Source organism: Neolewinella antarctica, from assembly GCF_011927835.1.
Lineage (GTDB): Bacteria > Bacteroidota > Bacteroidia > Chitinophagales > Saprospiraceae > Neolewinella > Neolewinella antarctica.
On sequence record NZ_JAATJH010000001.1, the window covers coordinates 514796 to 541504 of the forward strand.

Below are 26709 nucleotides of genomic sequence, written 5' to 3' on the forward strand. Positions count from 1 at the left end.
GGCCGGAAAGGTACTCGTTTTCAATAAGTCCGTCCTTTCCAGTCGGCCCGTAAGCCAAGCAGCGCGGCACTACCCACCGCGACGAGAAAAAACGGATACAGCAGGGCGGATTTTAGATAAGCCGACGTATCCAGCTTTTTGCCGTAGTGCTGGTGGATCGCCCGCAAGTTCAGCCAGTCCACGACCGCCTTGCAGCTCCACAAAATAAGTAAGGGGGCGACGGAGCGCAGGTGCAGGGAGATTGGGATGAGCGCGAGCAGACTGAGGCAAGTCAAAAAAGTCAGTGCCTGGGCGAATTTTAGTTCTTGCGCCTGGTAATGACCGGCTTTGCCCGCCCACCGGAGCCGCTGGCGCCAGAGCGCCCGCCACCCGGCAACGGGTCTGGTCGTCACGACCGGACCGTTCCCGAGCCACTTAAAACTACCGGCGGGAAAATGATTGGTGAATTTGTGCAGCAACAAGACGTCGTCACCGCTCGGCAAGTGGTCCACGCCCGCGTAGCCGCCCACGGCTTCGAAAGCACTTTTTCGGAAAGCGAAACAAGCTCCGTTAGCCAGCGTCGGGGTGCCCTTCGCGATCGAGGTGGCGGTGAGAAATTGGTAGGCGGTGAGGTCCAGCGCCTGGAATTGGTCGCAGAAAGTTCGTTCGGGGGCGATCCACACCGGGCCGCACACGATGTCCGTACCGGGTTGGAATTGGTTGACTACTCGCGCTAGCCAGCCGGGTGGTGGCAGGCAGTCGGCATCGGTGGTTAAGATGACGTCCGAGTCCGTGTTCGCGATACCGTAGTTCAGGGCCGCTTTCTTGTGGGCGACAACCAACTTGCCGGCCAGGTGATCTCGTAAACTCAAAAGCTTTACGGCACGGTTGGTATTGAGGTAGAAGTTCGCGCTCACTTCGCTCTGTTCACCCACCTTCCCGGCACCCGCGCTCGCGCAAAATTCCCTAACTAGTTCTGGCCCACCATCGTCAGAGTGATCATCTACGAGAATAATATCGAGCTTGTTATCGAGAAAATTCTGGTTGAGTAAAGCATTCAATAATTTAGTCAGGTTATCCCCCTCGTTACGGTAAGGGATAATCACCGCCAGGGATAAGTTTGTTTTGGCGATGGATGTGCTTCCGCCTAACTGTGATTGCCAAGCACGATAATTCTTCCACTGCCAGACGCAATAGGTAAAAACACAAATCGTGATGGGTGCGGTCAGAAAAAAATGCAAGGAGACCTAGTCGAAAAGCTCATCGTAGCCCGTGTCCTTACCGCGGCGCGACGCACTGGGTTGGGGAGCCGGGGGTAGTTCCTCGTAGGGTGTGTCCAGATCGAGCGGCTTCTCGGAAACGTCCTCGAAATCAACCCACTTGCCATTGACCTGCTCGTCCATTTCGCGGCGGCGGTCTTTGACCTTTTTCTTGAAAAGCGCCATACCCAATAAGTAAAGGGCGACGATGGGAAAGAATACTACGCTCGCAATACCGGCGGCAACGCCGTAAATCCAGTTGCGCTGGAAAAGTCGTTTGAGCATTCCGAGGAAACCCAGGAACACCTGGTGATCGATTACGAGCGAAGCAATGAACAGCAGTGGAGCCACGTAGATGATCACGTCAAATACGAAACCCAGCACCTGGAAAATGACGTAAACGACGGCCAGCACCACCATAATACTGCCGACCGTGCGCAGGGTCGAACCACCGGTTGATGAATTGGATGAAGCCATGGGTAATTGAGATTTGTTGCCCTTCAAGAACCGTAAAAACAGCGGCAGGTTGTTAACGGCGTGGTAAGATGCGGCGAGTATTCGTCCAACGTGGTCATTTGGCCGTCTTATGTGCGTCGCCGACCGACCGGCGGTTACCTTAATTTGTAAATTTACGTCGATGGTCTACTTACGCTTACTCCTCTGTGCTTTCTTTACCCTCCCCCTACTGGCGCAGCCGTCTCAGCTAACGGTGACGGCATCCGGCTGCAAAGCACTGTACGTATACCAGTTTAACGGTTCGAGCTTTGACACCGAAGCCGATTTTACCAAGGCGCCCGACGGTTCTTTCAGTTTGTCACTAGATTACCCGGAGGCTAAATTTCGCTACGTCGGTCCTAAGCCCGGCGACGCCCTTCCGGTCATCATTCAACCCGGCGAGGAACTGACCATCATTGGTAATTGTGGTAGGCTACGCAGCGCGACGGTCAGTAATTCGCCCGTCAACGATCGCTACCAAGCGTTGAAGCGCACCTTCCAGGAACACAACGGTCAGGCCACCACCGCAAGCCGCGCCCACCAGATCGCGCAGCGTAGTGGCGACTCCACGGCGATGGCCACCCAACTGACTGCCTTACGCGCCATCGACGCGCGCAAGCTCGCTACCCTTACGGAGCTAACGATCGCTCATCCGATCCTCGGACGCATCGCTGCACTCAACACCTACCAGAGTTTCCTGACAGCCAACGGGGGCCGCTTCCCCAGCGAGTTGGATTACTTCATCAATACCTACTTCCAGTACGTTGACTTTCAGGACAGTAGCTACAACGACTTACCCTGGACGTACGAGGGTAGCCGAAATTTCGTGACTACGCTCGCCGGCGCGATCAAGGGGGAACAGCTTGCGGATATTCTGCTACAAGTTTACGAGCAGTGGCCGGCGGGTGGCAACGCTCGCTTATTTGCCCTCAGTGGTGCTTTCGCCACCCTCGCCCAGCAGAAGCACCCCGCCGCCGTCAAGCTTGCGGACGTGATCGTTCGGGACTATGCAGCAACTAACCCCGCCGCCGTGCAGCAGGTCAAGCAGCAGTCGGGCGGGCTGCGCACTTTTGCCGTTGGTGCGCAGGCACCGGATTTTTCCGGGCCGAATCCGGCGGGAGAAGAAGTTTCGCTGGCGAGCCTGCGCGGTAAGGTCGTGCTTATTGATTTTTGGGCGAGTTGGTGCGGCCCCTGCCGGCGAGAAAACCCGAACGTGGTCAAGGTGTACGATGCGTATAAGGATAAAGGGTTCGAAATCCTGGCCGTCAGCCTGGATTCGAAGCGCGAACGCTGGCTCAAGGCGATTGCGGATGATAAACTCGGTTGGCTCCACGTATCCGAGTTGAAGGGATGGAGTGGCAGCATTTCGCGTCAGTACGGCGTCAGTAGCATTCCGCAGACCGTGCTGCTCGACGCGGAAGGTCGTATCCTTGCCCGAAATTTGCGTGGCCCCGCGCTCGAGCGGAAACTCGCCGAAGTATTTGTGGGAAAATAGCGTTCGGTTATTCCCGGACTTTGCTTCCACTTACTTTTGCGCCCAACCCCGCCGCACAAGACTGCACTAATTCTTTCCGACATGACTAAATTCAAAGCCAGAATAGTTCCCGTAGCCATCGCGATCGTAGTCACGGTTTTACTGGACCAGTGGACTAAGCAGCTCGCCATCGAGCACCTGCTGGGGCAGCCGGATCATTTGTTCTTCGGTGAGTTATTTCGGTTGACGTTCGTCCGGAACACCGGCGCTTTTCTTTCCCTCGGTTCGGACTTGGGTCCCATTTTCAGAACCTTACTGTTAGAAGTTTTTCCGGCCGCGCTCTTGGTCGCGCTACTCTACTACATTTTTAAGGAGCGCCACCTCAACAAGTGGCAGGTAGTTGCCCTGGCGCTCATCGTGGGCGGTGGCCTGAGCAACATCGTGGACCGGCTGCTATTCGGCCACGTCGTCGACATGCTCCACATGAAAGCTTTTGGTCTACAAACCGGTATTTTCAACGTTGCGGACATGGCCATCATGGCGGGCATGTTCATCATGCTACCCTTTGCGTTCAGGGATGAACCGGTAGCGGAGCCCGGGGCGGAAGAGGCGAAAGGATAAAGTGAAGCTTAGAGCGTGTTGGGACTTGACGTCGTCCCCCCCGGCCGAGATGATCAAAACTTCCCCGCAAATGAGCAAGATTTTGTGTTGTGTTCTTGCGATTTTTCTGGTTGGCTCCGCGGTGAAGGCCCAGCAAATCTTGCGGGTCGTTGACGCTGCAACCTCGGTCCCCTTAGCCTTCGCGACCGTGGTGGCACCGGGCACGACCGGACTGACGGACGAACGGGGGAGATTTGCGCTGGGTGGAGACCTCCTGGCTTCAGATACCGTCAAAGTAAGTTACGTCGGTTACCAAGTGGGAGAAATCACTGGTGCAGAACTGGCCCAAGCATCCTACCGGCTCGGCTTGCAACAAGTGGCCACCACCGTTTTCGGGGACGAGCGCCTGGTTGTCTACGGCCGCCGTGGGGAAAATGCTGGCGGCATCACCCAGGTCGAGGTGCTGTCGGGCGCGGAAATTGCACGCGTACAGCCACTGTCAACGGCGGCCGCGCTGGAAAATCTTTCGGGAGCCTACGTTCAAAAATCGCAATTCGGCGGTGGCAGCCCAATACTGCGGGGTTTCGAGGCCAATCGTGTTCTCCTCGTGGTGGATGGCGTGCGGATGAACAACGCCATTTACCGCAACGGTCACTTGCAAAACAGCATCACGGTCGACCCGCTGGCGTTAGCGCAGTTAGAGGTAATTTACGGGGCGGGCTCACTGGCTTACGGGAGCGACGCGATTGGTGGGGTGGTCTACTTCAGGACGAAGGCGCCGCGGCTTTTGAGCCCCGGGGCGGAAGCAACCGACCGGAAGTTGTCCGGTGAGGTAGCGGTAAACGTAGGCTCCGCGGCCGGGTCGGTCCAGTCAAGCGCCCTGGTGGAGTACCGAGCTAAAAGCTTTGCCACCCTTACGCTGCTATCCACCACCCAAACCTCGCACCTGCGCGCCGGCGCCCGGGGTCCGAACGAATTCCCTGATTTTGGCCGACGCCCGACTTACGTCGAACGGGTCGGCGGGAACGATGAAGTGAAAAACAACCCACGCCCCGCGAGACAGATCGGAACGGCTTACGACCAGTACAACCTGCTACAAAAATTTCGCTGGCGACTCAATCGCGGCCTATTACTCGATCTCAACCTGCAGGCCAGCACCACCGGCGACGTACCCCGCTACGACGCCCTCACCGAAGCCCGCGCGGGGAATTTACGCTGGGCGCGGTGGGATTACGGCCCGCAAACGCGCACCCTCGCCGCGGCCAAGTTGACGGATTTACGACCCACTAAATTGTACGACGCGGCTACTTACCTAGTGTCTCACCAGTTCGTCGCCGAAGACCGCATTCGTCGGCGCTTCGGGGATGATCTGGAGGAAAACAACCTGGAGAAAGTACACACCGCCAATCTGCAAACGGACTTCAGCAAACAACTCGCGGGCACCACGCTCCGGTACGGTATCGACCTAAGGCGCGACTGGGTGGCTAGCGCAGCTTTTCTCCGCAACGTCAGTACGGGAGACTTCAGCACCCCCGGCCTGGCAACACGCTACCCCAGCCAGGGGAGTTCGCTCACCGGGCTGGGTTCGTACGTAGATCTGGAGCATTCGTTAAACGAAGTGATCAAGCTACGGGGTGGCCTGAGGGTCGCCCACCAGCAACTACGGGCCACCTTCGGCCGCGACGACCCCATCGAGTGGCCGCAAGCTTACTTAGCGGGTATTGTGAACTACAACACGTCCGTAACCGGTAGCTTCGGGGTTAAGGCATCCACGAAGTTTGGGCGCTTGACCGGGCTGTTCTCGCAGGGCTTCAGAGCGCCGAACATCGACGACTTTGCTAAGTTTCGGGAACGCAACGGCTTCATCCTGGTACCCAATCCGGAGCTCGTGCCGGAACGGTCCAACACTTTCGAGTTGGGCTACGCCTTCACTTCCGACGACGATAAATTTTTACTGACGACAACGGCTTACCACACCTGGCTGGCGAACGCCGTGATCCGCGTACCGGGATTGCTGCCGGACGGTAGTCCGTTTCTGACCACCAACGGGGAGGTACTGAGCGTGCAGACGAACGCGAACGCTTCTTCGGCACGGGTTTACGGATTTGACGTGAGGGCTGGGTACCAGCTACTAAGGGGGCTGGACCTGTCCGGTAGCTTTCACGCGCTACGGGGAGTTAGGGACCAGGCCGGGCCCGACGGTGAGACCATTGTTCTGCCGCAGGACCACATCCCCCCGCCCTACGGCCGGTTCGCGCTCGATTACCGGCGAAATAAATGGCTGGTGGGCGGCAACGTACGCTACCAATTCGCGAAACGGCCGGAAGATTACGCGGTGAGTGACATTAGTGACGGGGTGGCCGGTCTCACCTTCGACCGCACGGGCACTTCCGATAATTTTGAGTTTACGCCGGTCGATCCGGCAACCGGGCGGTACGTGGGCAGCCTGGGTTGGTGGACGCTCAACGTAAACGCCCTGTACGCCGTTAACGACCGGTGGACGCTGCGGCTGAAAGTGGACAATTTATTTGACCGTCACTACCGCACTTTCGCCAGCGGTGTGTCGGCGGCGGGGTTGGATGTCGGCTTGGGTGTTTCCGGCAAGTTTTAATTGCGGTGGCAATTACGGGTGGCTGAGCCGGCCAGTTATTGAATTGGCGTTCCTGAGCTCACGGTAGGCAACCTTCCGGCCGGTAATCGGTATATAACGGAGCGGTTGAACGCAAATTCGAATGCGTCTTTCGTCGACTATTGAATAGTGCATTCCAGCACGCAAAAAGTCTCTGTTTCCCACCGAAAGTACCACCTTTCCCTTAGCTATTTTCTCCACGCCCATGCTCCTAGATAATCACGGCCGCCAAACTACCTACCTCCGCCTGGCGGTGACGGACCGGTGCAATTTGCGCTGCCGCTACTGCATGCCGGCGGAGGGCATTAATTTTGCGCCGCGTGACGAGCTGCTGACCTTTGAGGAAATCACGCAAACCTGTGTGGTGCTGGCGAGCCTTGGCGTCAATAAAGTCCGGCTGACCGGCGGTGAACCGCTGTCGCGCCGTGGTTTGCCCGACTTGGTGGACGAGCTCGGCAAACTCTTTCCCACGCTGTCGATGACTACTAACGGCATCCTCCTCCCCGCCCACCTGGACCGACTACTGACCGCCGGGCTCACCAATTATAACCTAAGCCTCGATACCCTGCGCCCGGAGCGCTTTTTTAAAATCACGCGCCGCGACGAGTTCGCGGGGACGTGGCGAGCGCTGGAATTGTTGGAAGCCGCCGGTCTGCGCGTAAAAATTAACGTAGTCGTGCTACTCGGTGAAAACGACGATGAGTTACTGGACTTCGTGGCCCTAACGGAGCACCGTAACGTCGACGTGCGTTTTATCGAAGCGATGCCCTTCAACGACGGTGACGGCAACCACCATCTGTATCTTTCGTCGGCCGAGATGTTACAGCGTATTCGGTCGCGGTACCCAACGCTCGTTGCCGACCAGAATGACGTCCACGCGAGCGCGGTTCGGTACAAAGTACCCGGTTTTTTGGGTGGGGTTGCGGTAATCCCGGCTTACAGCAGGACTTTGTGTGGGACCTGTAATCGGCTCAGACTCACGCCGAAAGGGACCATGCTGAATTGCCTTTATTCAACCAAGGGGCTTGAACTCAGGCCGCTGTTACGCGCCGGCATCGGTAACGACGATCTTGCGGAGTTGATCACGCAGTTCGTGCGGGGCAAGCACGCGACCGGCCACATCACCCAGCGGTTGGAGCAATCCAGTAGCACCTTCGCCTCAATGACGTCCATCGGCGGATAAAACATTAAATTATGTCCCTTACCCACCTGGATTCCGACGGCCGGCCCACGATGGTCGACGTCGGTGATAAAGTAATTACGACGCGGGTGGCCGTCGCCCACGCTACGGTCGTGCTGGGTAAAAAGATCATGGCGGAGCTGAGCGATAACGGATTCAACAGTAAGAAAGGTAGTGTCGTCCACACAGCCATCATTGCGGGTACGCAGGCGGTGAAGCAGACCTGGTCGGTCATTCCGTTGTGCCACGCGATCGCGATTTCTTCCTGTAAAATTAAGGTTGAGGGCGAGGACGCGGGTGCCATGTTGGTGGAATGCCGGGTTCGAACCGAGGGGCGCACGGGCGTAGAAATGGAAGCGCTCCACGGTGCCGCGGTGGCGGCCCTGACGATTTACGATATGTGCAAGGCAATGAGCCACGATATCCGGATCGAAAACATTCACCTCGTCAGTAAGACCGGCGGAAAGTCTGACTACCAAGCCCCCGAAGTATGAGCCCGGAAGATCGCAACCGTTACGCACGGCAAATAGTCCTCCCCGGCGTGGGGGAAGCAGGGCAAGCAAAATTAAGCGCAACGAGCGTCCTGATCGTGGGTTGCGGCGGACTCGGCAACCCCGCCGCCGTGTACCTCACGGGTGCCGGCATCGGGGAACTCACCCTGGTCGACGGCGACAAACCCACGGTCAGTAACCTCCACCGGCAAGTTTTCTTCCGGGAAGGTGAAACGGACACCAAAGCTGACGCACTCGCCACACACTGCCGCTCGCTTAACCCCGGCACCCGCGTCCGCGCCGTCAACGAATACCTGGAAGTCGGGAACGTGAAGGCCCTCGTGCAGGCCGCCGACATCGTTCTGGACTGCACCGACGATGCCGTCACCAAACACTTACTCAGTGACGCTTGTCACCTGTTGCGCAAGCCGTTAGTGTACGCGGCCGCCCAGGTCTTTGAAGGCTACCTGGCCCTATTTCCGAACGACACCGCCAAGTCCATCCACTTACGCGACCTGTTCCCGGAGCCCGACCCCACCCTACCCGATTGCGCTACCACCGGCGTCCTCAACACGGCCGTCGGCACGATTGGTATGCTGCAGGCAAACGCCGCCCTGACTTTTCTCCTCGGCATCGGCACGCCCCCAATCGATACCCTACTGACCTACAATCTCCTCGACAACCGACAACACCGCCTGAAGATCAAAAAGCAGTACGACAAAGTAATTCTGCCACCGTGGGGCGTGGGCGGCGAAAAAAGAGCCAGCCTCGAAACGGATGATTTTGAACTGGCACGGTACGACCTCGTCTTCACCATGCTCGACGAGCAGCGCGAACCGGAACCCGCGGCGGACGTGATTCGGCTGACCAAACGGAATCCCTACGGGCAGTGCGTCGAGCGGATGACACCGGAGGGGGAATACCTGATCTACTGTAATTCGGGAAAATTAAGCCTGATGTTGGCTTCCCAACTGCAGAAGGCTGGGTTTGCCGCCTTGAGTCTGCGGGGTGGGCTGGTAGCTTTTGGGCGATAAGCCTTGGTAATTAGGGCCGCGCGTTGAGCCAGTGGGTTCCGTCCGCCCGAAATTCCTTCTTCCAAATGGGAACGTGCTTTTTCAGCTCGTCGATGACGTACGCGCAGCCTTCAAAAGCAGCTTTCCGGTGGGGACTGCTGACGGCAATGATGACGGCCACGTCCCCGATCTTCAGCTCGCCCTTCCGGTGGTGGAGCGCAACTTTCGCCAGGCCATAATCTTCGCTGGCGGCCTCGGCAATTTTCCGCATTTCTTTGAGGGCCATCCCGTCGTAGCTGCTGAATTCCAGGTGGGTAACCTCCTCGCCCTGGTTGTGGTTACGGATCGCGCCGACGAACAGCGCGATGCCGCCGCAGGCCGGGTCCTGAACAAAATCGTAACAAGTGCTTAAGTCGAGATCATCGCCCGAGAGCCGTACGTCAATCATTTTGGGGTTGGTTTAGCCACCGCTAACGGGGGGAATGATGACGAGTTCGTCCCCCGCCTCGAGGATTTCACCGGGCAGGGCGTACGCTTCGTTGCGGGCGATGGCGAAATCTTTGAGGGTGGCGAGGGCGGGGAAGTCGACGAGCAACTGCTGGCGGAGATCGCGGGCCTTTGCGCCCCGCGGTAACGTAATACTCACCGGACTACCGAGTAGTTCCCGGGCGGCGGCGAAGGTTTGCACTTGGTAGGTGACGCTCATGGTTTCAGGCTTTGCTGTCGTAAACTTTTACGGTGGCGAATTTATGCGCTTGCTCCGCTACGAATTTGAGGTGTACGGGGTCAACTTGGTAGGCCTCGTGGTCCGCAACGCTGGCGAAGTGGAGGTGGATGGAGTAGTCGAAAGAGTGATCGGTCACGTCGCGCTGCTTGGTATCCGCCGGACCGCCGCCGAAGAAACTTTGGACGGTCGGGGCTGCGCCGAGGGCTTTGGCTCCGGTTACGAAGTTGGTGACTTCCGCGGAGGTTAATTGGCGATCTAACCAAAAGTAGACAGTGTGAATCATGCTGGTCGGGGGCTCGGTCATTAAGTATTGGTTGCGTTGCGTCGCCGCTTTGAAAACTAACGGGTGTTGTGTATCAAATGAATCCTTCGTGCGTTGTTCGTTTTAGTATTTACTTTACGCCCTATGTCGATTACCATTACCACGATCATCATCGCCTTTACCGTACTAGTGTCCTGGCGCGCCTGGCAGGACCCCGGCATGATGAACAAACTCGTTTATTCACCCGCCGCCGTTAAGGAGCGCGGCGAGTACTACCGCTTCGTCAGTGCCGGGTTCGTACATCGCGACGGTATGCACTTGTTCTTCAACATGTACGCGCTGTATATTTTTGGCGCGGCCGGAGAATTCACGTTCAGCTCCATGCTGGGAACGACGTTTGGCAACGTTGGGTTTTTACTCTTCTACCTAGCGGGAATCGTGGCGGCCAAGATAGTCACTTACGTGCGCCATCAAGATAACTACGGGTTTTCCAGCATCGGTGCTTCCGGTGGGGTGTCCGCCGTGATGTGGCCGTTCATCATGATCGCGCCCTGGAGTTGGTTTATTTTTCCGCCGCTCCCCGCCATCCTGCTCGGCATCGGGTACATCTTTTACTCGGACTACCAGGATCGCCGGGGCGGCGGCACGACGAACCACAACGCACACCTGTGGGGAGCCATCTTTGGGTTGGTGGTTTACGTAGCGTTGATCATAGTGTTTAACGAGCCACGGGATTTCTTGCAGGAATTCATCGTCAAGGTCAGCCAACCGCAGGGCCCCGATTTTTTCTAACTACACTCGTGATGTCCGGTAGTAATCCGCAATTTTGGTAAGCACCGCACCGGGCGGGTGGAACCGCGGGTTGCGTAGATAATTATCCCTACTTTTGCGCCCGATTTACCGCCCAACCGCCCTTGCTCCATAACTGACGCAACCTTGCACCAGCGACCGCGCAAAAAAGGTTTTCGGCCAAATCACCGTACCCTAAAAGAACAACTCCATGGCGCTCAAATGTGGCATCGTCGGCCTGCCGAACGTAGGCAAATCAACCTTATTTAACGCCCTGACTTCCGCCAAGGCGCTGGCGGCGAACTACCCGTTCGCCACCAAGGAGCCCAACATCGGCGTCATTACCGTGCCCGATACCCGGCTCGATAAGTTAGCGGAATTGGTAAATCCGCAGAAGGTCCAGCCGACGACCGTCGACATCGTCGACATTGCCGGGCTCATCAAGGGCGCGAGTAAGGGCGAAGGACTGGGCAATCAGTTTCTCGGCAACATCCGGGAAACGGACGCCATCATCCACGTCGTCCGTTGCTTCGACGACGACAACGTGGTGCACGTCGACGGCTCCGTCGACCCGGTGCGCGATAAAATGATCATCGACACCGAGTTGATCTTTAAGGACATCGAGACCATCGAAAAGCGCGTCGAGAAACTGCGCCGCACCGCTAAATCCGGCAACAAGGAACACGTGAAGATCGTCGAGATCTACGACGGTCTCCTCGCCCACCTCAACCAGGAAAAGCCGGCCCGTAGCTTCGACATCGGCGACGAAAAAGCCATTCTGGACGACCTCTATTTGCTCACGGCAAAGCCCGTTCTTTACGTCTGTAACGTAGACGAAGACGGCTTCCCCGACGGCAACAAACACACGAAAGCATTTCGGGAATCAGTCGCGGCCGAAAAAGCGGAGGTCCTCCTCGTCTCCGCCCAGATCGAAGCGGAAATTGCCGAACTCGACACCGCCGAAGAACGCCAGGAGTTCCTGGAGGACATGGGCCTGCCCGAGCCCGGCGTCAACCGCGTCATCCGCGCTAGCTACAACTTACTGAAATTACTGACCTACTTCACGGCCGGTGAAAAAGAAGTGCGCGCCTGGACGATCACGGAAGGCACGAAAGCCCCCGGGGCGGCCGGCGTCATCCACACGGACTTCGAACACGGCTTCATCCGCGCCGAGGTCATCCACTACGACAACTTCGTAGAATTCGGCTCCGAATCCGGCGCACGCGACAACGGTAAGTTGAGCGTAGAGGGCAAGGAATACGTAGTAGAAGACGGAGACGTGATGCATTTCCGCTTCAACGTTTAAATTATTTGCCGCCCCGATAACTATCGGGGCGGGTGCGGAGTGGTTGGGGGAAAGCAGTGGAATTAAGGGTGCACCCGACCAGACGTGCCCCTACCTTTGTCTACAACGTGCGGGCGAACCGCTGACCCGACTCCCGCTGCTGACGCTCATCATTACGATAAGCGTACCTTGAACGCAGAAGCACCAACCGCTTTTATCACGCAACCCTAAGCACCATGTTCCTAAAATTCCCTTCGATTCTGGCCGGTAACGGTAGCGCTACGAGTTACGTCGTGCTGGCGGTTATTTTACTACTCGTCATCGGCGTGCTGTATTTCATCTTTAATCTCCTGAGTCAGAATAACGGGGAGGAAAGCTAAACTCGCGTCGAGCATGGTGCAACCGGAACGAGGCAACTAATTTGCACGGGCGGCTTGCCTTGCTTACCTTTGCGCCCCATTAAAACACATTTCCTAATGTTTGCAATCGTAACCATAGCCGGTCAACAATTCAAAGTAGTCGAGGGTCAGGAGATCTTCGTCCACCGGCTAGAAGCCAGCGCTGGCGATTCCGTCAGCTTTGACAACGTCCACTTCACCTCGGGTGACGCGGGCACGTCAATTGGCACGCCGAACGTCAGTGGTGCCTCCATCGGCGCCACCATTATTGATCACGTGAAGGGTGACAAGGTCATCGTCTTCAAGAAGAAGCGCCGCAAGGGCTACCGAGTGAAGAACGGCCACCGTCAGTCCTACACCAAAATCAAAATCGACTCCGTCACGGTCTAGTTTTCTAACCGTTCCCATCTCTTAATTTTGTTATAGAAAGGTCTTGATCTCTTCCTATTTTAATTGTTTTCGCCGCGTCACGACTTTAGCGGAAACAAAGGGAGTGGTAGCGACCGACTTTCCGCTAAAGGCGTGACCAAAAGCGGCGAAAACAATTAAAATCCAATACCATGGCTCACAAAAAAGGTGTCGGTAGTACCGATAACGGCCGCGATAGTAACTCGAAACGCCTTGGCGTTAAGCTCTTCGGAGGTCAGGCCGCTAAGGCAGGCAACATCATCATTCGCCAGCGCGGTACCAAGTACCACCCCGGTGAAAACGTTTACATGGGTAAGGACTTCACGATCCACGCCAAAGTAGCCGGCAAGGTTAGCTTCAGAAAGAGCTACCGGAACCGGATGTACGTTAGCATCGACCCCACCCTCACGGCCGGCGGCGGCACCATCGCCCCGCAGGTAGCTCCCATCCCCATGGCGCAGGCCGCTTCCGCTCCCGTGGAAGTCATCGAGGCTGCCGTCTCGGATGCCCCCGCTACGGACGATCAGGCATAGTACCCCGTACGGAGCTTTCTCCGTATGAGTTAAACGCAAAAGTTATTAAAGCCCGGTTCGAACGCAAGTTCGGACCGGGCTTTTCCCGTAGTCGAAAATTTGTCTGTCAATTCTTTACCGGGTGAGATTTAGCGACCGATTCCGTTGTCGAATCGTACCTTGGCTTCACCCAAAAAATCTTTCCGTGAAATCTCCCCAAGCCCTGGAATCCGTAGCGGAATTCCACCGAACTTTCCATTTGCCGGTACTGGATGCACCGGTCATCCCCTCCGCCGATCGCTGTCGACTGCGCATCAACCTGCTTCGCGAAGAACTGGATGAGTTGGAAGCCGCGCTTGCTGACAATGACCTCGTAGAAGTCGCGGACGCCTGCGCCGATTTGCAGTACGTCCTCAGTGGGGCCATCCTGGAGTTTGGGCTGGGGCAGAAGTTTGCGGGCATCTTTGACGAAGTCCACCGCAGCAACATGAGCAAGACTTGCGCAACGGTAGCGGAAGCGGCGCAAACCATCGAACACTACGGCAAACTAGACCAGGCGGGGAAGATCGTCCCATCGGGCGAGGTGTTCCTGGTCCACCGGATTGAGGACGGCAAGGTGCTGAAGAACGTTCACTACTCCGCCGCGGATATCAAGGGTCAGCTAGCGGGCTAACCATTTTCCTCAGTCAGCCGTTCGGTCGTTAATACTCAAGCAACATGGACTCCTACCGCCACCGCGGACAACGCAGGCAACTCATCGATCGCTTACGCGAGACCGGCAAGTACGACGAGCGCGTACTCCAGGTGATGGCAAACGTACCCCGCCACGCTTTTCTCGAAAGTGGTTTTCACGGCTGGGCTTACCGCGACGAAGCTTTTCCCATCGACTGCGAGCAAACCATCTCCCAACCCTCCACGGTGGCGTGGCAAACGTCCGCGCTCGACGTGCTGTCCCGCCAGCACGTGCTGGAAATCGGAACTGGGTCCGGTTACCAGTCGGCGGTGCTCTCGGTGCTGGGCGCGAGGGTATTTACCGTAGAACGCCACAAACCGCTCTACAAAAAAGCTAAACTCACGTTCAAGCAGTTGCGACTGAACGGTATTCGGTCTTTCCTTAGGGACGGGAACAAAGGGCTGCCGGAGTGGGCACCTTTCGATCGTATCCTCGCTACGGCCGGGGCCGAAGAGGTGCCGCAAGCGCTGCGGGAACAATTGAAGGTCGGCGGCATACTGGTGATTCCCGTCGGGCCCGACGGTGAAAACCAGCGACTACTCAAAATCGTGAGGACGGAAAAGGCCATCTGGACGACCGAAGATTTAGGAGTTTGCCAGTTCGTACCCTTCAAGGAAGGTCTAGCCTGAAGTAATCGATACCATGCCAGAATTCTCTCTACAACAACCAACGCCCTTCGGCCCGGTGACGACCACCGTTCTCTATTCGGAGGCGGGCACCGTGCTGGACGTGTCTTCCTCGGCCGGCCGACTATCACCGGTGATGCTGAAGCTTACTTTCGGGGACCGTGCAGAAATAGCGGCCGCGTATTTTTCAGGATTGGTCAAGAACGTGCGGTTCAGCTTAGAGGCCGTACCTTTTTTGGATGACGTTCCCGCCGAGTACGCCGCAATCCAGTCCCAGTTCACCTCGCTACGTAGTTTCACGAGATTTATTTCCGAAGATTCAGCTAGCGCGTTACGGATTGATTTCTGGCGGCAGCAGGACCGCCTACGCGGCGCACTTTTCCTGACCCCAGCTACGGCCGAAAGTTCCCTGCAACGGATGGCGGGGAACACTAAACGATGGACCAGCGCACCGAACGAAGTGCTCGCCGCGCTCGAACCCTGGGTGATGACCTTGTTCGACCTCGTCCCGAGCAATTCGGTTAGGCTGGCTTGGGAAATACTGGGACGACTGGGAACGGCCAACGCCGCCGACGCGATGCTCGCCCAACTGGAGCGGCCGGGCGTACACCCCCAGGGGACGGCCATCCTTACGGCTTTATCGTTTTGCTTCGAAGCGCCACGAGATGCCGAGCGTCTCCTGGCACTCGGTCACCGCAACGAATACGCGGCAGATTTTGCGAAGCCTTACCTACACGTAGTCGCAAAAATTATTTCACCGGCGGCCGTGAAGGTGGCTACTTACCTTTTAGAAAAACAGGTAGAAGCCCTCCCGGAAGCACTGGCGGTTTTCGAGGCCAATGGGGTGTCCGATCCGCTGTCCGTCGTACGGGCGGTTTTCTGGAGTACGGAAGCTTTCTGGGTTGTTTTTCGGTACGTGGAATTGCTGCGCGAGGTGGCTTCCCCGGATCAACAAATTTCTTTGGACGCGCTCAACCGTAAGCTAGCCGAGCGGCAATTCCTCGATACGGCTCCGGTGGTGTGGCAACAGCAGTTGTCGGAGTCCTGGAAAACACTACTGGACGAAGCGCCGCCCCTCGCGACCATGGCGCTCATTGAAGAATACATCACCAGGCCAGAAGCTCGGCTGAAGTATAACGCCCTGTTGCAACTCAACTACGTCATTCGGCAGCATCCGGAAATCAAAATTTCCGCAGCCATCCTGAATCAACTACAAACTTTGATCTCCCACCGTTTCGACAAAGTCGCGGCACTAGCCATCTCGGCGATCCGTAAGCTCATCAGCCAAATGGAAGACTGGACCGGCCTGAACGAACGACTGATGGCCATCAGTGCGACGCCGGGTTTCAGGGTGGCCAAGCTAAAACTACTGAAGCAAATGGGCGCGCGCACAGATATCGCCGCCGCGCAGCGTGCCTACTTTCACCAACACCTCAATTCGGATCTCAGCCCCGACGAAAAAGCCCTCACAAAGAGCATAATTAAGTACCTGAAATTGTCATGATTCGCGAACACACACTAGCGCGAGCTTTCCGCCCATCTACCCGGCACCCGCGACCGCGCATGCTTGCTAACAAACATCTAGCCAGCCTTACCGGTGTACGAGTAGGGCGCCCCACCCCACTCCGGCTGATTAAAAATGGTGGGATCAATGTCCGCGCGATCCTCCGGGTGAGAAGTGAGCTCGACCAAGTTTCCCGCAGGATCGCGGACGTACATCTGTACCGACCCGTTCGGTAACTCGCGCATTTTGCCCCAGGGCTTAAGGTCGAGCAGTTCCAGGCGCTGAAACTTGAAAAACTGCTCGCTAAAATTATCGATCCGTAAGCAAAAGTGCCCCCGAAAGGTCGTGGGGCCGTCCGGCATAACCGCTAAGTGCAGTTGATCGAAATCGTTTATCCGGAGAAATGCGCCCGGGTAATCCAGACCTTTGACTTCGATTACCTCAAAATCGAAATGCCGCACGTAAAAGTCGGTCGCTACGTCGATGTCGTCGACGATCAGCGTCACGTGTTGTAATCTGTGCATAGAACTCATAATTTTTGCCCCGTGGGTTCCGCGTGGGCTACACGGATTTACGCCAGCCCGTTCCGTTCAATTACCTTCCGAAACCAGTGCGCGGAAGATTTCAACTTACGTTGCTGCGTCTTGAAGTCAACGTGAATTATTCCGAACCGCTTGTCGTAACCACTGGCCCATTCAAAATTATCCAGCAGCGACCATACGAAATATCCCCTGACGTCGGCCCCCTTTTCGATCGCCTCGTGCACCGCGCCGACGTAGCCATTCAAGTAAGCGATGCGCTGCGGATCGTCAACTTCCCCCGCCAATAAAGTATCCGGCGTAGCACAGCCATTTTCCGTGATGTAAATCGGTGGACGTTGGTAACGCGCACTGATCCACAGCAGTAATTCCCGGAAACCCCACGGCACGATCGGCCAGTCCATATCCGTCGTTTCCCACGCGGGGTCGGTGGTTAGCGCGACGTGCTGGTCGGAAAAAACGCCCCCGTTTGCGTACTCGCCATTTTCCACGGATTGGCCCGCCGGCACGTCGCCAGCGTACATGGTGGTGTAGTGATTCAGGCCGAAAAAATCTGAGCTGCCCTTCAGCATTTCTTTCTCCTCATCGGTAAATTTTGGTAGGCGGTCGCCCAGATGTTCCCGCATAACGGCTGGATAGTCGCCAAAATAAATCGGGTCGGCGAACCAGGCGAGCATGAATTCGAGCGACCGTTGCGCGGCGGCTCGGTCCGCCTCACTATCAGTTAGTGGATGTCGCCAGTCGCAGTTGTTGGTCATCCCGATTTGCCCGCCCTGAGACTTAAACTGCTCACGGTAAACCCGGACGGCCTTGCCGTGAGCCAGTAACAAATTATGCGCGGCGCGGTACGGTTCGTCCGCTGACTTTCGCCCGGGCGCGAACAGGCCGCTGTGAAATCCGAGGATGGACATCACCCAGCTTTCGTTCATAGTGATCCAGTTCTTTACCCGGTCACCGAAGTGCTCGAAGCAGATGCTCGCGTACTGCGCAAAATGATCGGAGGTGGTTTCGCCCAACCAGCCGTCGTCTTCCATTTGCAGGGCGGCGGGCAAATCCCAGTGGTGCAACGTGACCCAGGGCTCGATGTCGTTGGCGAGCAAGTTGTCGATCAGTTTGCCGTAAAACGCAATGCCTGCCGGGTTGGGGTCTCCCTTTCCGTCCGGCTGAATTCTCGCCCAACTTATGCTGAAGCGGTATGATTTTAACCCCACTTCGCTCATCAGTTTGATGTCTGCTGGGTAACGGTTGTAGTGATCGCAGGCTACGTCACCATTTTCCTGGCGGTGGACTTTCCCGGGCGTGTGGGCAAATACGTCCCAGATGTGAGGGCCCTTGCGGTCCGCGTCGTGCGCGCCCTCGATCTGGTAGGCCGAGGTGGCCGACCCCCAGAGAAAGTTAGTTGGAAATTGCTTCATGGTGATCATCTAATTTAAAAGGAGAAGCCGGTTGGGGCTTCTCCTTTCATCTTTATTTGGCCGCGGTGCCGCATCTAGTGGGCGCAGTCGCGGGTGCAAGGTAATTCGCAAAGATCACCCCACGGTAACGACCAGGTCATCCGTGTCGACGAGCGTTTTTTCCTTCAGCGCGATTTCCAGAATTTCCCCATCATTGGGGCTGGTAATGGTGGATTCCATCTTCATCGCCTCGATAACGAATAGCGGATCACCGGCCTCGACGGTGTCACCGACCTTGACCAGGATACGCGACAGATTACCCATCAACGGGCTTCCCACCTGACCGGCACCGGTCGCCTTCTGGTTCTTGACCACGTTGATGTTCAGCCCGAGGTCGGTGACGGTGATACTCCGCGTCTGGCCGTTCAACACGAAGAAGACGAGGCGATTTCCTTGCTCGTCCGCCTCGGTCATGTTGAGGTACTTGATCGTGATGCGCTTACCGGCGCTGATGCGAACAAGCACTTCCTCGTTTGGCCGCAAGCCGTAGAAAAAAGCGCTGGTCGGCAAATTAGCTACCTGACCGTACTCATCGTCGTGCGCGAAATAATCGGCGTACACCTTTGGGTAAAGCAAGTAGGCCAGCAAGGCTTTCGTGTCCGGCTTCACACCAAATTTTTCAACGTATTCCACCGCAGCTTCTTCCCAGTTGATGGGCTCAAGGTGAGCGTTAGGCCGGTCGGTGTAGGGTTTCTCCTTGCCCAGCACGAGTTGCTGAACAACGGGATTGAACCCGCCTTCGATCTGGCCCAAATCACCCCGCATCAGGTTCTTGACGCTATCCGGAAAGTCGAGCTTATCACCCCGCGTGAGAATGTCGTCGGCGGTCAGGTTATTTGACGTCATGAACATCGCCATGTCACCGACGACCTTGCTCGATGGCGTTACCTTGACCAGGTTACCAAATAGCGCGTTGGCGGCCGTGTAGTTCTGCCGGATAGCCGGGAATTGCTCCTCCAGGCCCAGACCGCGTGCTTGCGGGCGCAGATTAGAGTACTGACCACCGGGAATTTCCGTATCGTAGATCGTCGCCGTACCGGCGCGGAGCTCCGTCTCGAAGGGATAGTAATACGTGCGGACGGTTTCCCAGTAATCCGCAAATTCGTTTAGTTTTTTCAGGTCCACCGGGTTCTCCCGTGGGTGACCCTGCATCATGGCCGCTACTGAGTTATACCCAGGCTGAGAGGTGAGCCCCGACAGCGGATTGATGGCAACATCAATAACGTCGGCACCGGCGTCGATCGCCTTCAGGTAAGTTGCGCTCTGGATTCCCGACGTATCGTGGGTGTGGAGGTGAATGGGCAGCTTGGTTACGGATTTCAGGCCCTGGATGAGCTCCTCGGCGGCGAGGGGTTTGAGCAATCCGGCCATGTCTTTGATGCACAAGAGGTGCGCGCCGGCATTTTCTAACCGCTTAGCCAACTTGAGGTAGTAGTCAAGCGTGAATTTAGTCTTCTTGGGGTCGGTGATGTCGCCGGTGTAGCAGATGCAGGCCTCGGCCAGCGAATCCGTGTTTTCGCGGACGGTACGGATGGACGTCTCCATGTTCTCGATCCAGTTCAGGGAGTCGAAAATTCGGAACAGGTCGATGCCACCGGTTGCGCCGTTGACCTTGCCGTTTTCATCGAAGGTATCGAAGCCCCGCGCCGCCTCCTCGATAAATTTCACGATGAGGTTGTCCGGATAGGCCTTGTAGCCAACCGCGTTGCTGCCCCGGAGGAGCATCTGAAAAATGGTATTGGGGATGGCTTCACGCAACTTGCGTAAGCGCCGCCAGGGGTCGGCGTTGAGAAAACGCATCGAGACGTCGAACGTCGCGCCGCCCCACACCTCCATACTGAACAGGTCCGCCGGTTGGTTGACCGCGTAGCTACGCGCCACGTTAAGCATGTCGATCATCCGCATCCTGGTGGCCAACAGGCTCTGGTGGGCGTCCCGAAAGGTCGTATCGGTGTACTGAATTTTATTTTCGTTCTTCAGCCAGTCGACGAATCCATCCCGGCCGAGCTTCTTGAGTAGATCACGGCTGCCCTGCGGCACGGTCGCGTACTGATCGAACGCCGGCACGATTGGTTTGAGGAACCTGGTCTTAGGGTCGTACTTCTTGACGTCCGGGTTGCCGTTGACAATGGTGTTAGCCAGGTAGCTGAGTAGCTTGGTCCCCCGGTCGCGGAACTGGCGGTCCACCATCAATTCCGGGTGGTCAGGGATGAAGCGGACGGTCGCCTTGCCACGCTGGAAATCTTCGTTCTCAAGCAGGTTCAACAGGAAGCCAACGTTGGTTTTAACGCCCCGAACCCGGAACTCCCGCAGCGCGCGGTGCAACCGGTCGGCGGCCCCGGCGAGGGTGCGGCCGCTCCCGGATACTTTAACCAGCAAGCTATCGAAGTAGGGACTAATCACGGCTCCCGGAAAGGCGGAACCCGCGTCGAGACGGATACCCATGCCACTCGCGGAACGGTAGGCGATGAGCGTTCCGTAATCTGGCTTAAAGTCGTTAGCGGGGTCTTCGGTCGTCACCCGGCACTGGATGGCGTAGCCATTCACCGAGATGTCCGCCTGGCTCCGGATGAAGATCGTCGGGTGGTCCAGGGGGTAGCCCATCGTCACCAGAAACTGAGTACGAACCAGGTCGATTCCGGTAATTTCTTCCGTGATCGTGTGCTCCACCTGGATCCGGGGGTTCACTTCGATGAAGTAGATCGACTCGTCCGCGTCCACCAAAAACTCTACCGTGCCGGCGCAGTAGTAGCCGACCTCGCGGCCCAGCATGAGTGCGTACTCGAAAAGCTTGTCTTTAGTTTCCTGCTTGAGGTTGGGCGCGGGCGCAACTTCGACGACCTTCTGGAAGCGCCGTTGGACCGAGCAGTCACGCTCGTGCAGGTGAATTAAGTTACCGTAGTGATCACCCAGCAGCTGCACTTCGATGTGGCGCGGGTTCTCGATAAATTTCTCCAGGAAGATCGTACCGTCGCCAAACGCTTTTTCCGCCTCGTTGGCCGCGTCGACTACTTCGACTTTCAATTTCTCCTCGCTGCGCACCACGCGCATCCCCCGGCCGCCACCACCGGAGGCTGCCTTAATGATGACCGGGTAGCCGATCCGCTTCGCTTCCGCCGCGGCGATCTCGGGGTTAGAAATATCCTTGTCACTGTCCTGGATGAGCGGAACACCCACTTTTCTGGCGAGCAACTTGGCCGCTACCTTATCGCCCAGTTGATCCATGCTCTCCGGGGAAGGCCCCACGAAAGCGATTCCCGCGTCGCGGCAGGCGCGCGCGAAATCCGTGTTCTCGGATAAGAAGCCGTAGCCGGGATGAATGGCGTCGACTTTCTTCTCCTTGGCCAGTTTGATGATGGCGGGGATGTCGATGTAGGGACGTAGCGGGTCGTCGTCCGCGCCGATCTGGTAGCTCTCGTCGGCTTTGTAGCGGTGCAGGCTGTAGCGGTCTTCGTAGGTGTAGATCGCAACGGTGGTCATTTTCAGCTCACTGGCCGCACGGAGAATACGGATGGCGATCTCACCGCGGTTAGCTACGAGGATTTTATTAAACCGGGTGATCTGGGTGCTGCTCATGTTGTTGTTGGTTGGACGGGCAAGTTACCAAAGTGAACACGAAAATAGGCGAAATCGAGTCGAGCCCTCCGGCATAATTATTGACTAGTCCCGCGACGGGCCTACTTTTACCCGCCACATCTACGCTTCGCCATATTATGTAGGGTGTTAACCGCATTTCCCCTGCACTCCCGATAGCAATCGGGACCGCGCAAAAAATCCACTTAATCGCTGGCGAGTAGATTTCTAAAGGCGATATCCAGGTCACGCGCCGTTTTCGTAGCGCGGAAGTGCTCGGTGACGAACGCCCTGCCCGCCGGGCCGAGCCGCGCGCGGAGGTCACCATTTTCGGCCATTTCCTGAATGGCGGTCTTCAACGCCGCGTCGTCGCGCGCGGGAATGATGAGCGCGGTTTCCCGATCGATGCCCAGCCCCCTGTTGCCACCAATGTCGGTCATGATCGTCGGTCGGCCCAGAAACATCGATTCCAGCAGCACTTTACTGAGCCCCTCCCCCTTCACGCTCGGCAGCAGACTGATGTCGGCGGCGGCCACGATCTCGAGCACGTCCGTCCGGTAACCGGCAAACGTAAATTCGTGGGCGTACTGGCTGTCGGTGAGTAGCGATTCGAACTCGGGCGTCCGCAGACCACGGCCCACGAACAGGAAGTGGAGATCCAGCCCCGGAGGCAGTTGCTGAATGGCGGCGCCGAGGTACTTAGTTCCCTTCATCCGGCGCGCGTTGGCTACCATCACGATCACCTTGCGGTGCGGCGGAATATCGAACGCCTGTTCCAAATCCAGCGGTGCTACGTCCGCGTACCAGGCGGGGTCGTGACCTTTCCCAACCACTGCGAGTTTCTTCGGGTCCAGGAATGGTAATCCGGGCAAACTTTCGGCAACGGCGGCACTTACGCACGAAATCATGTCCACCCGCGGGCTCAGGTGATTCAGGTAGGCTGTCGGGTCCCACCAGTGGATGTTACCGGTGTAACCCCGGTACGTCACGACTTTTCCCACCCATCCCTTAGCCGCGCGGATGCCGGAGTAAATGCTCACGTTGTTCAACAGGAACAGTAGGTCGTAATGGTTCTCAGTGAGTTCGCGAGCGATTCGAAGACTATCGGCCCGCTTCCACTTACTGCTCGGTTGCCAATCGATAATGCGCACGCCAGCGGCTTCCATTTCCTCCAGGTAAGTCGCCTCGCGTCGTTCGGTCATCACCGTTATGCGGTAACCGTGGTCGCGGGCGAGACCGACGAACCACCGCCCCTCGGGACGCACCGTGTTGATGCTTTCGCGGTAGGAACTAATGACGAGGAGGGAAGGATTTTCGGGCATGGGCCAAAGGTATGTTTTTGACGGCGCTTGCCGAAAGGGTAAAGGAGCACCTGGCCTTCCCGTAGCAGAGGTGGGCGCGGACGCGGGTGCAGGGTGAGTGTAGATGAAGGAACCTATTCACCAATCAAAATTACAAGTTGGGTAAATGGTATGTTTGCGGTAACCCAAATTCAACTAGAGAGCCGGTTCAAACCAAGTCAGGTGAAGAAAGTAAGCGTGGTCATCATTACCTTAAACGAGGCGGCAAACCTACCGCGCTGTTTGGAGAGCGTCCGGGCGATTGCCGACGAAGTCGTGGTGGTTGACAGTCTTTCTACGGACAGCACCGTCGCCATCGCCGAAGCCGCCGGGGCCAGGGTCATTCACCAGGCCTTTCTGGGCCACCGGGAGCAAAAAGCCTTCGCGATCGCTTCCGCTACCAACGAATTGGTGCTCTCGATCGACGCCGACGAGGCGCTTTCCCCCGCTCTTTTGACCAGTTTACGGGCGGTAATCGCTGACTGGACCCACGATTGCTACTACATGAATCGCCTAAATCGCTTCATGGGTGTCTGGATTCACCACGGAGGCTGGTATCCGGACCGTAAAATGCGCCTCTTCGATCGCCGAAAGTACCGCCTCGGTGGCGTGAACCCCCACGATAGTTTCGACCCAGTTGCCGGCGCCACTAACACCCTGCTATCCGGTGATCTGCTGCACTACACCGACGAAGGGTTTCACGACCGCATCAACCGGCTGAATAAGCATAGCACCATTGCCGCGCAATCTTTCCACGACCTGGGCAAGCGCGGTAGCATGCTACGACTACTCACCAAACCAGCCGGCCGCTTCATCAGCGAGTATTTTTTTCAATTAGGTTTTCTCGACGGACTGCCGGGCTATTTCATCGCCAAGACGGACGGCCAGTACGTGTGGATGCGGGAAGCAAAACTGCGCGCGCTAACTAAGCAGCACTCATGAATCGTCTTGCGCCCGGTCGATGCCGAAGGGCGTGTGGGTGAGTCGTTGCTTACGGGTATCCTTGCGGATAGCTTCGTTGCGTGCAATCATCTCCGGCGTTACGTAACCCCGTTCGTGGTGTAGGTGCAGGCAGATAGCGCTGTACCGGATTTGCTTACCGGTGACGCCCAAGTTGACCAGCCGCTCCCCCATTTCCCGGTCTTCCCCACCGTACTGCATCCGCTCGTCAAAACCGTTAACCGCCAAAATATCTTCCCGCCAGCCAGATGAGTTCATACCGTTCCAGGTCGCTCCGGTTGGTGTGAAGCGGTTCAAAAACTTCTCCCAATAACCCGCCGCCGTCAACTTATGATTCTTGAACCCACTTTCCAGTCCGCGCGACCTAAGCCACTCAAAGTCAAAGCATTCCTGGCTTCGAACCGATCCAACGTCAATGGCCGAGCTCACACTTGCCGGAAGCTTAAAGTAGCCGCCGGACAAAAACTCACCGCGCTCCCGCAGGGTGACGTGCTTGGCCAAAAAGTCCGCGCGCGGAATACAGTCCCCGTCAGAAAACACCAGATACTCACCGGATGACACCCGTACGGCTTCGTTAAGAATTATCGTCTTGCGAAAACCGTCGTCCGCGTGCCAGACATGCTTCACGGAAAAAGGTAATTGTGGCGCCGTGGTGTTCAGCAGAGACCGCGTCCTGTCGTCCGAGCCATCGTCCGCTACGATGAGTTCAAAATCTGTGAACGATTGCCGGGCGTAGCCTTCCAGCACGAGCGCCAGCCAGTCGGGTTGCTGGTACGTGCTCAGGATTACTGAAACGGCGGGTAATGATGGCAGCTTATTGCTCGAATGCATACTGAATCAAGTTCGCCCCCATGCGCAAGGCTGCCTGCCGAATTTCCGGCGGATCATTGTGCACGGCCTCGTCTTCCCAACCATCTCCCAGGTCGGACTGAAAGGAATAGAAAACCACCAGCCGGTCTTCGTGGAAAATGCCGTAACCCTGGGGCGGCCCGCCGTCGTGCTCGTGAATTTTGGGCAAGCCGGTTTCAAACCGGAAAGCTTGGTTGTAGACCGGGTGATCGAAGGGAAGTTCCGTGAGTTTGGTTTCGGGAAATACCTGCTCCAGCGCAACCCGGACGTAGGGGTCCATGCCGTAATTATCGTCGATGTGCAGGAAGCCGCCGCCGATTAGGTAGTTGCGTAAGTTATCCGCTTCGGACGCGTTGAAGACCACGTTCCCGTGGCCCGTCATGTGGACCCACGGAAAGTTATACAGTTCAGCACTGCCGACTTCAACGGTTCCGTAGCCTACGTTTAGGTTAGTCCCCAGTTGGTTATTGCAGAAAGCGGCCAGGTTGGGGAGGGCAGTCGGGTTAGAATACCAATCTCCGCCACCGTTGTACTTTAATAATCCTAGTTTAAGTTGCGCAGCCCCGATACCCACCGGAGCTGCCGGGGAAGTGGCCGCAGCGAACAACACTGCCACTCCGAGAATACTAATTAGGCCCAGTAGCTTTTTCATAATATTACCAGTTTAACTGTGCGATGGTGTGCACCGCGGTAATCGCGGCCGTTTCCGTACGGAGGCGTTGTGGGCCGAGGCTAACAAAATTAAAGTCCGCCGAAACGGCTAGTTCTGCCTCTGCCGGGCTAAATCCCCCCTCCGGACCGACCGCAATTGTAACGTGGCCGCCGGGCCGGCAAGTGCGGTGAAGTTGCGGTGTATTTTGTCCACCGAGGTAAGCTAAATATTTTTGCCCCGCCGGGTCGGACTGCTGCAATGCCTCTGCAAAAGAACACAAATTACCCAGTGCGGGCAGCCAGGCTTGCAAGCTTTGCTTCATCGCCGACTCAATGACCCGCTCCAGACGATCGGTACGGATGTTTTTTCGTTCTGAGTGCTGCGTGAGGATGGGTTGGATAAAGTCAATACCGATTTCCGTCGTTTTTTCAAGTATCCATTCGAAGCGATCGATGTTTTTGGTGGGCGCGACCAACAGGGTCGTCGAGTAGGAAGCGCGTGCTGCTTCCCGCCGCAACAACGTGACGTCGATCAAGCATTCTCGTTTTGAAATAGAGGCCACCGTAGCTTTGTACCAGCCACCTTTTCCGTCGACCAAGTTGAGTTCGTCGCCCACCCTTTTTCTGAGCACTTGGAAAGCGTGCCGCGCTTCTTCCGCCCGCAGGGCGTGCGGGCCGCGCTGCACGTCCGGATCGTAAAATAGCTGCATAATCAGTTCACCGCCACTACGCCAACGACTTCCGGGATGCGCCGCCGGAGGGTTTCTTCCACGCCGGCCTTCATCGTCATGGCGGTCATGGAGCATCCGTTACAGGCACCGAGCCACTTAATTTGGACGATCATATCGTCGCTGATGTTGAGCACTTCGATGTTGCCACCGTCGATGGCTAAGTGGGGACGGACGTCGTCGAGGGCGCCGTCTACTTTAATCATCCAATCCTGCTTTTCGTCCGGCGTCATACTTGCTATCATAGGTGG

General features: G+C 56.9%; 27 protein-coding genes and 1 pseudogene. 15 read left to right on the forward strand and 13 right to left on the reverse strand.

Annotated features, from left to right (window positions below):
• Nucleotides 1-20: 20 nt before the first annotated feature.
• Nucleotides 21-1085, reverse strand: coding sequence for a glycosyltransferase (locus tag GGR27_RS02135; RefSeq protein ID WP_168035743.1), 1065 nt, complete (start codon nucleotides 1083-1085; stop codon nucleotides 21-23).
• Nucleotides 1086-1226: 141 nt separating this feature from the next.
• Entirely contained in the window at nucleotides 1227-1715 is a 489-nt protein-coding gene (locus GGR27_RS02140; protein ID WP_168035744.1) for a hypothetical protein, read from the reverse strand.
• A gap of 160 nt (nucleotides 1716-1875) precedes the next feature.
• Here GGR27_RS02140 and GGR27_RS02145 point away from each other — a divergent pair, with 160 nt between their 5' ends.
• The 6 genes from GGR27_RS02145 (at nucleotide 1876) to GGR27_RS02170 (ending at nucleotide 9141) form a co-directional block, all read left to right on the forward strand.
• Nucleotides 1876-3228 carry a TlpA disulfide reductase family protein gene (locus GGR27_RS02145; RefSeq protein ID WP_245184366.1) on the forward strand — a complete coding sequence of 451 codons (1353 nt, stop codon included), beginning with the start codon at nucleotides 1876-1878 and terminating at the stop codon, nucleotides 3226-3228.
• An 81-nt stretch (nucleotides 3229-3309) separates the two neighbouring features.
• On the forward strand, nucleotides 3310-3828 hold the full coding sequence (gene lspA / locus GGR27_RS02150) for a signal peptidase II (protein ID WP_168035745.1): 519 nt from the start codon (nucleotides 3310-3312) through the stop codon (nucleotides 3826-3828).
• A 70-nt stretch (nucleotides 3829-3898) separates the two neighbouring features.
• Entirely contained in the window at nucleotides 3899-6418 is a 2520-nt protein-coding gene (locus tag GGR27_RS02155) for a TonB-dependent receptor (RefSeq protein ID WP_168035746.1), read from the forward strand.
• 223 nt (nucleotides 6419-6641) lie between these two features.
• Nucleotides 6642-7619 carry a GTP 3',8-cyclase MoaA gene (moaA, locus tag GGR27_RS02160; RefSeq protein ID WP_168035747.1) on the forward strand — a complete coding sequence of 326 codons (978 nt, stop codon included), beginning with the start codon at nucleotides 6642-6644 and terminating at the stop codon, nucleotides 7617-7619.
• An 11-nt stretch (nucleotides 7620-7630) separates the two neighbouring features.
• The gene (gene moaC / locus GGR27_RS02165; protein ID WP_168035748.1) at nucleotides 7631-8110 is read left to right on the forward strand and encodes a cyclic pyranopterin monophosphate synthase MoaC; all 480 of its coding nucleotides are present in this window, start codon (nucleotides 7631-7633) and stop codon (nucleotides 8108-8110) included.
• A complete protein-coding gene (locus tag GGR27_RS02170; RefSeq protein WP_168035749.1) occupies nucleotides 8107-9141 on the forward strand; it encodes a HesA/MoeB/ThiF family protein in 1035 nt (344 codons plus the stop codon). Before moaC ends, GGR27_RS02170 begins: the two co-directional genes overlap by 4 nt.
• A 10-nt stretch (nucleotides 9142-9151) precedes the next feature.
• On the opposite strand, the gene GGR27_RS02175 is transcribed toward GGR27_RS02170, so the two are convergent.
• Genes GGR27_RS02175 through GGR27_RS02185 form a run of 3 tightly spaced genes read right to left on the reverse strand, consistent with a single transcriptional unit; the run spans nucleotide 9152 to nucleotide 10151 of the window.
• Nucleotides 9152-9568, reverse strand: coding sequence for a molybdenum cofactor biosynthesis protein MoaE (locus GGR27_RS02175; protein WP_168035750.1), 417 nt, complete (start codon nucleotides 9566-9568; stop codon nucleotides 9152-9154).
• Between the two features lie 12 nt (nucleotides 9569-9580).
• Nucleotides 9581-9826: a MoaD/ThiS family protein gene (locus tag GGR27_RS02180; protein WP_168035751.1), complete on the reverse strand. Its 246-nt coding sequence runs from the start codon at nucleotides 9824-9826 to the stop codon at nucleotides 9581-9583.
• A 4-nt stretch (nucleotides 9827-9830) separates the two neighbouring features.
• Nucleotides 9831-10151 carry a Dabb family protein gene (locus GGR27_RS02185; protein WP_168035752.1) on the reverse strand — a complete coding sequence of 107 codons (321 nt, stop codon included), beginning with the start codon at nucleotides 10149-10151 and terminating at the stop codon, nucleotides 9831-9833.
• A 102-nt stretch (nucleotides 10152-10253) separates the two neighbouring features.
• On the opposite strand from GGR27_RS02185, the gene GGR27_RS02190 reads away from it, so the two are divergent.
• The 8 genes and pseudogenes from GGR27_RS02190 to GGR27_RS02225 all read left to right on the forward strand — a co-directional run bounded on the left by GGR27_RS02190 (nucleotide 10254) and on the right by GGR27_RS02225 (nucleotide 16364).
• Nucleotides 10254-10901: a rhomboid family intramembrane serine protease gene (locus GGR27_RS02190; RefSeq protein ID WP_209037857.1), complete on the forward strand. Its 648-nt coding sequence runs from the start codon at nucleotides 10254-10256 to the stop codon at nucleotides 10899-10901.
• Between the two features lie 208 nt (nucleotides 10902-11109).
• Nucleotides 11110-12204, forward strand: coding sequence for a redox-regulated ATPase YchF (ychF, locus tag GGR27_RS02195; protein WP_168035753.1), 1095 nt, complete (start codon nucleotides 11110-11112; stop codon nucleotides 12202-12204).
• A 215-nt stretch (nucleotides 12205-12419) separates the two neighbouring features.
• On the forward strand, nucleotides 12420-12563 hold the full coding sequence (locus GGR27_RS02200; protein ID WP_168035754.1) for a hypothetical protein: 144 nt from the start codon (nucleotides 12420-12422) through the stop codon (nucleotides 12561-12563).
• A gap of 96 nt (nucleotides 12564-12659) precedes the next feature.
• Nucleotides 12660-12971: a 50S ribosomal protein L21 gene (gene rplU, locus GGR27_RS02205; protein WP_168035755.1), complete on the forward strand. Its 312-nt coding sequence runs from the start codon at nucleotides 12660-12662 to the stop codon at nucleotides 12969-12971.
• Between the two features lie 170 nt (nucleotides 12972-13141).
• Nucleotides 13142-13390: pseudogene (gene rpmA / locus GGR27_RS19795) on the forward strand (50S ribosomal protein L27); the annotation flags it as partial.
• A gap of 316 nt (nucleotides 13391-13706) precedes the next feature.
• Complete coding sequence (locus GGR27_RS02215; protein WP_168035757.1) at nucleotides 13707-14174, forward strand: pyrophosphohydrolase domain-containing protein; 468 nt, start codon at nucleotides 13707-13709, stop codon at nucleotides 14172-14174.
• 44 nt (nucleotides 14175-14218) lie between these two features.
• Nucleotides 14219-14863: a protein-L-isoaspartate(D-aspartate) O-methyltransferase gene (locus GGR27_RS02220; protein ID WP_168035758.1), complete on the forward strand. Its 645-nt coding sequence runs from the start codon at nucleotides 14219-14221 to the stop codon at nucleotides 14861-14863.
• A 13-nt stretch (nucleotides 14864-14876) separates the two neighbouring features.
• Entirely contained in the window at nucleotides 14877-16364 is a 1488-nt protein-coding gene (locus GGR27_RS02225; RefSeq protein WP_168035759.1) for a hypothetical protein, read from the forward strand.
• Nucleotides 16365-16441: 77 nt separating this feature from the next.
• Here GGR27_RS02225 and GGR27_RS02230 read toward each other — a convergent pair whose 3' ends face one another.
• From GGR27_RS02230 to GGR27_RS02245, 4 genes are all read right to left on the reverse strand, one after another.
• Nucleotides 16442-16888 (reverse strand): VOC family protein, encoded by a 447-nt coding sequence (locus GGR27_RS02230; protein ID WP_168035760.1) that lies wholly within the window; start codon nucleotides 16886-16888, stop codon nucleotides 16442-16444.
• Nucleotides 16889-16935: 47 nt separating this feature from the next.
• Nucleotides 16936-18318 carry a GH1 family beta-glucosidase gene (locus tag GGR27_RS02235; RefSeq protein WP_168035761.1) on the reverse strand — a complete coding sequence of 461 codons (1383 nt, stop codon included), beginning with the start codon at nucleotides 18316-18318 and terminating at the stop codon, nucleotides 16936-16938.
• A 114-nt stretch (nucleotides 18319-18432) separates the two neighbouring features.
• On the reverse strand, nucleotides 18433-21933 hold the full coding sequence (locus tag GGR27_RS02240) for a pyruvate carboxylase (protein ID WP_168035762.1): 3501 nt from the start codon (nucleotides 21931-21933) through the stop codon (nucleotides 18433-18435).
• A gap of 203 nt (nucleotides 21934-22136) precedes the next feature.
• A complete protein-coding gene (locus GGR27_RS02245; RefSeq protein ID WP_168035763.1) occupies nucleotides 22137-23252 on the reverse strand; it encodes a glycosyltransferase family 4 protein in 1116 nt (371 codons plus the stop codon).
• Nucleotides 23253-23453: 201 nt separating this feature from the next.
• Between GGR27_RS02245 and GGR27_RS02250 the strand changes: the two genes are divergently transcribed.
• Complete coding sequence (locus GGR27_RS02250; protein WP_168035764.1) at nucleotides 23454-24212, forward strand: glycosyltransferase family 2 protein; 759 nt, start codon at nucleotides 23454-23456, stop codon at nucleotides 24210-24212.
• On the opposite strand, the gene GGR27_RS02255 is transcribed toward GGR27_RS02250, so the two are convergent.
• Genes GGR27_RS02255 through GGR27_RS02270 form a run of 4 tightly spaced genes read right to left on the reverse strand, consistent with a single transcriptional unit; the run spans nucleotide 24207 to nucleotide 26703 of the window.
• Nucleotides 24207-25061 carry a glycosyltransferase family 2 protein gene (locus GGR27_RS02255; RefSeq protein WP_168035765.1) on the reverse strand — a complete coding sequence of 285 codons (855 nt, stop codon included), beginning with the start codon at nucleotides 25059-25061 and terminating at the stop codon, nucleotides 24207-24209. The two genes, GGR27_RS02250 and GGR27_RS02255, sit on opposite strands and share 6 nt — an antisense overlap.
• Complete coding sequence (locus tag GGR27_RS02260) at nucleotides 25045-25731, reverse strand: DUF4159 domain-containing protein (RefSeq protein ID WP_168035766.1); 687 nt, start codon at nucleotides 25729-25731, stop codon at nucleotides 25045-25047. Before GGR27_RS02260 ends, GGR27_RS02255 begins: the two co-directional genes overlap by 17 nt.
• A gap of 4 nt (nucleotides 25732-25735) precedes the next feature.
• Nucleotides 25736-26440 (reverse strand): RsmE family RNA methyltransferase, encoded by a 705-nt coding sequence (locus GGR27_RS02265; protein ID WP_168035767.1) that lies wholly within the window; start codon nucleotides 26438-26440, stop codon nucleotides 25736-25738.
• 2 nt (nucleotides 26441-26442) lie between these two features.
• A complete protein-coding gene (locus tag GGR27_RS02270) occupies nucleotides 26443-26703 on the reverse strand; it encodes a NifU family protein (RefSeq protein ID WP_245184369.1) in 261 nt (86 codons plus the stop codon).
• Between the last annotated feature and the right edge of the window lie 6 nt (nucleotides 26704-26709).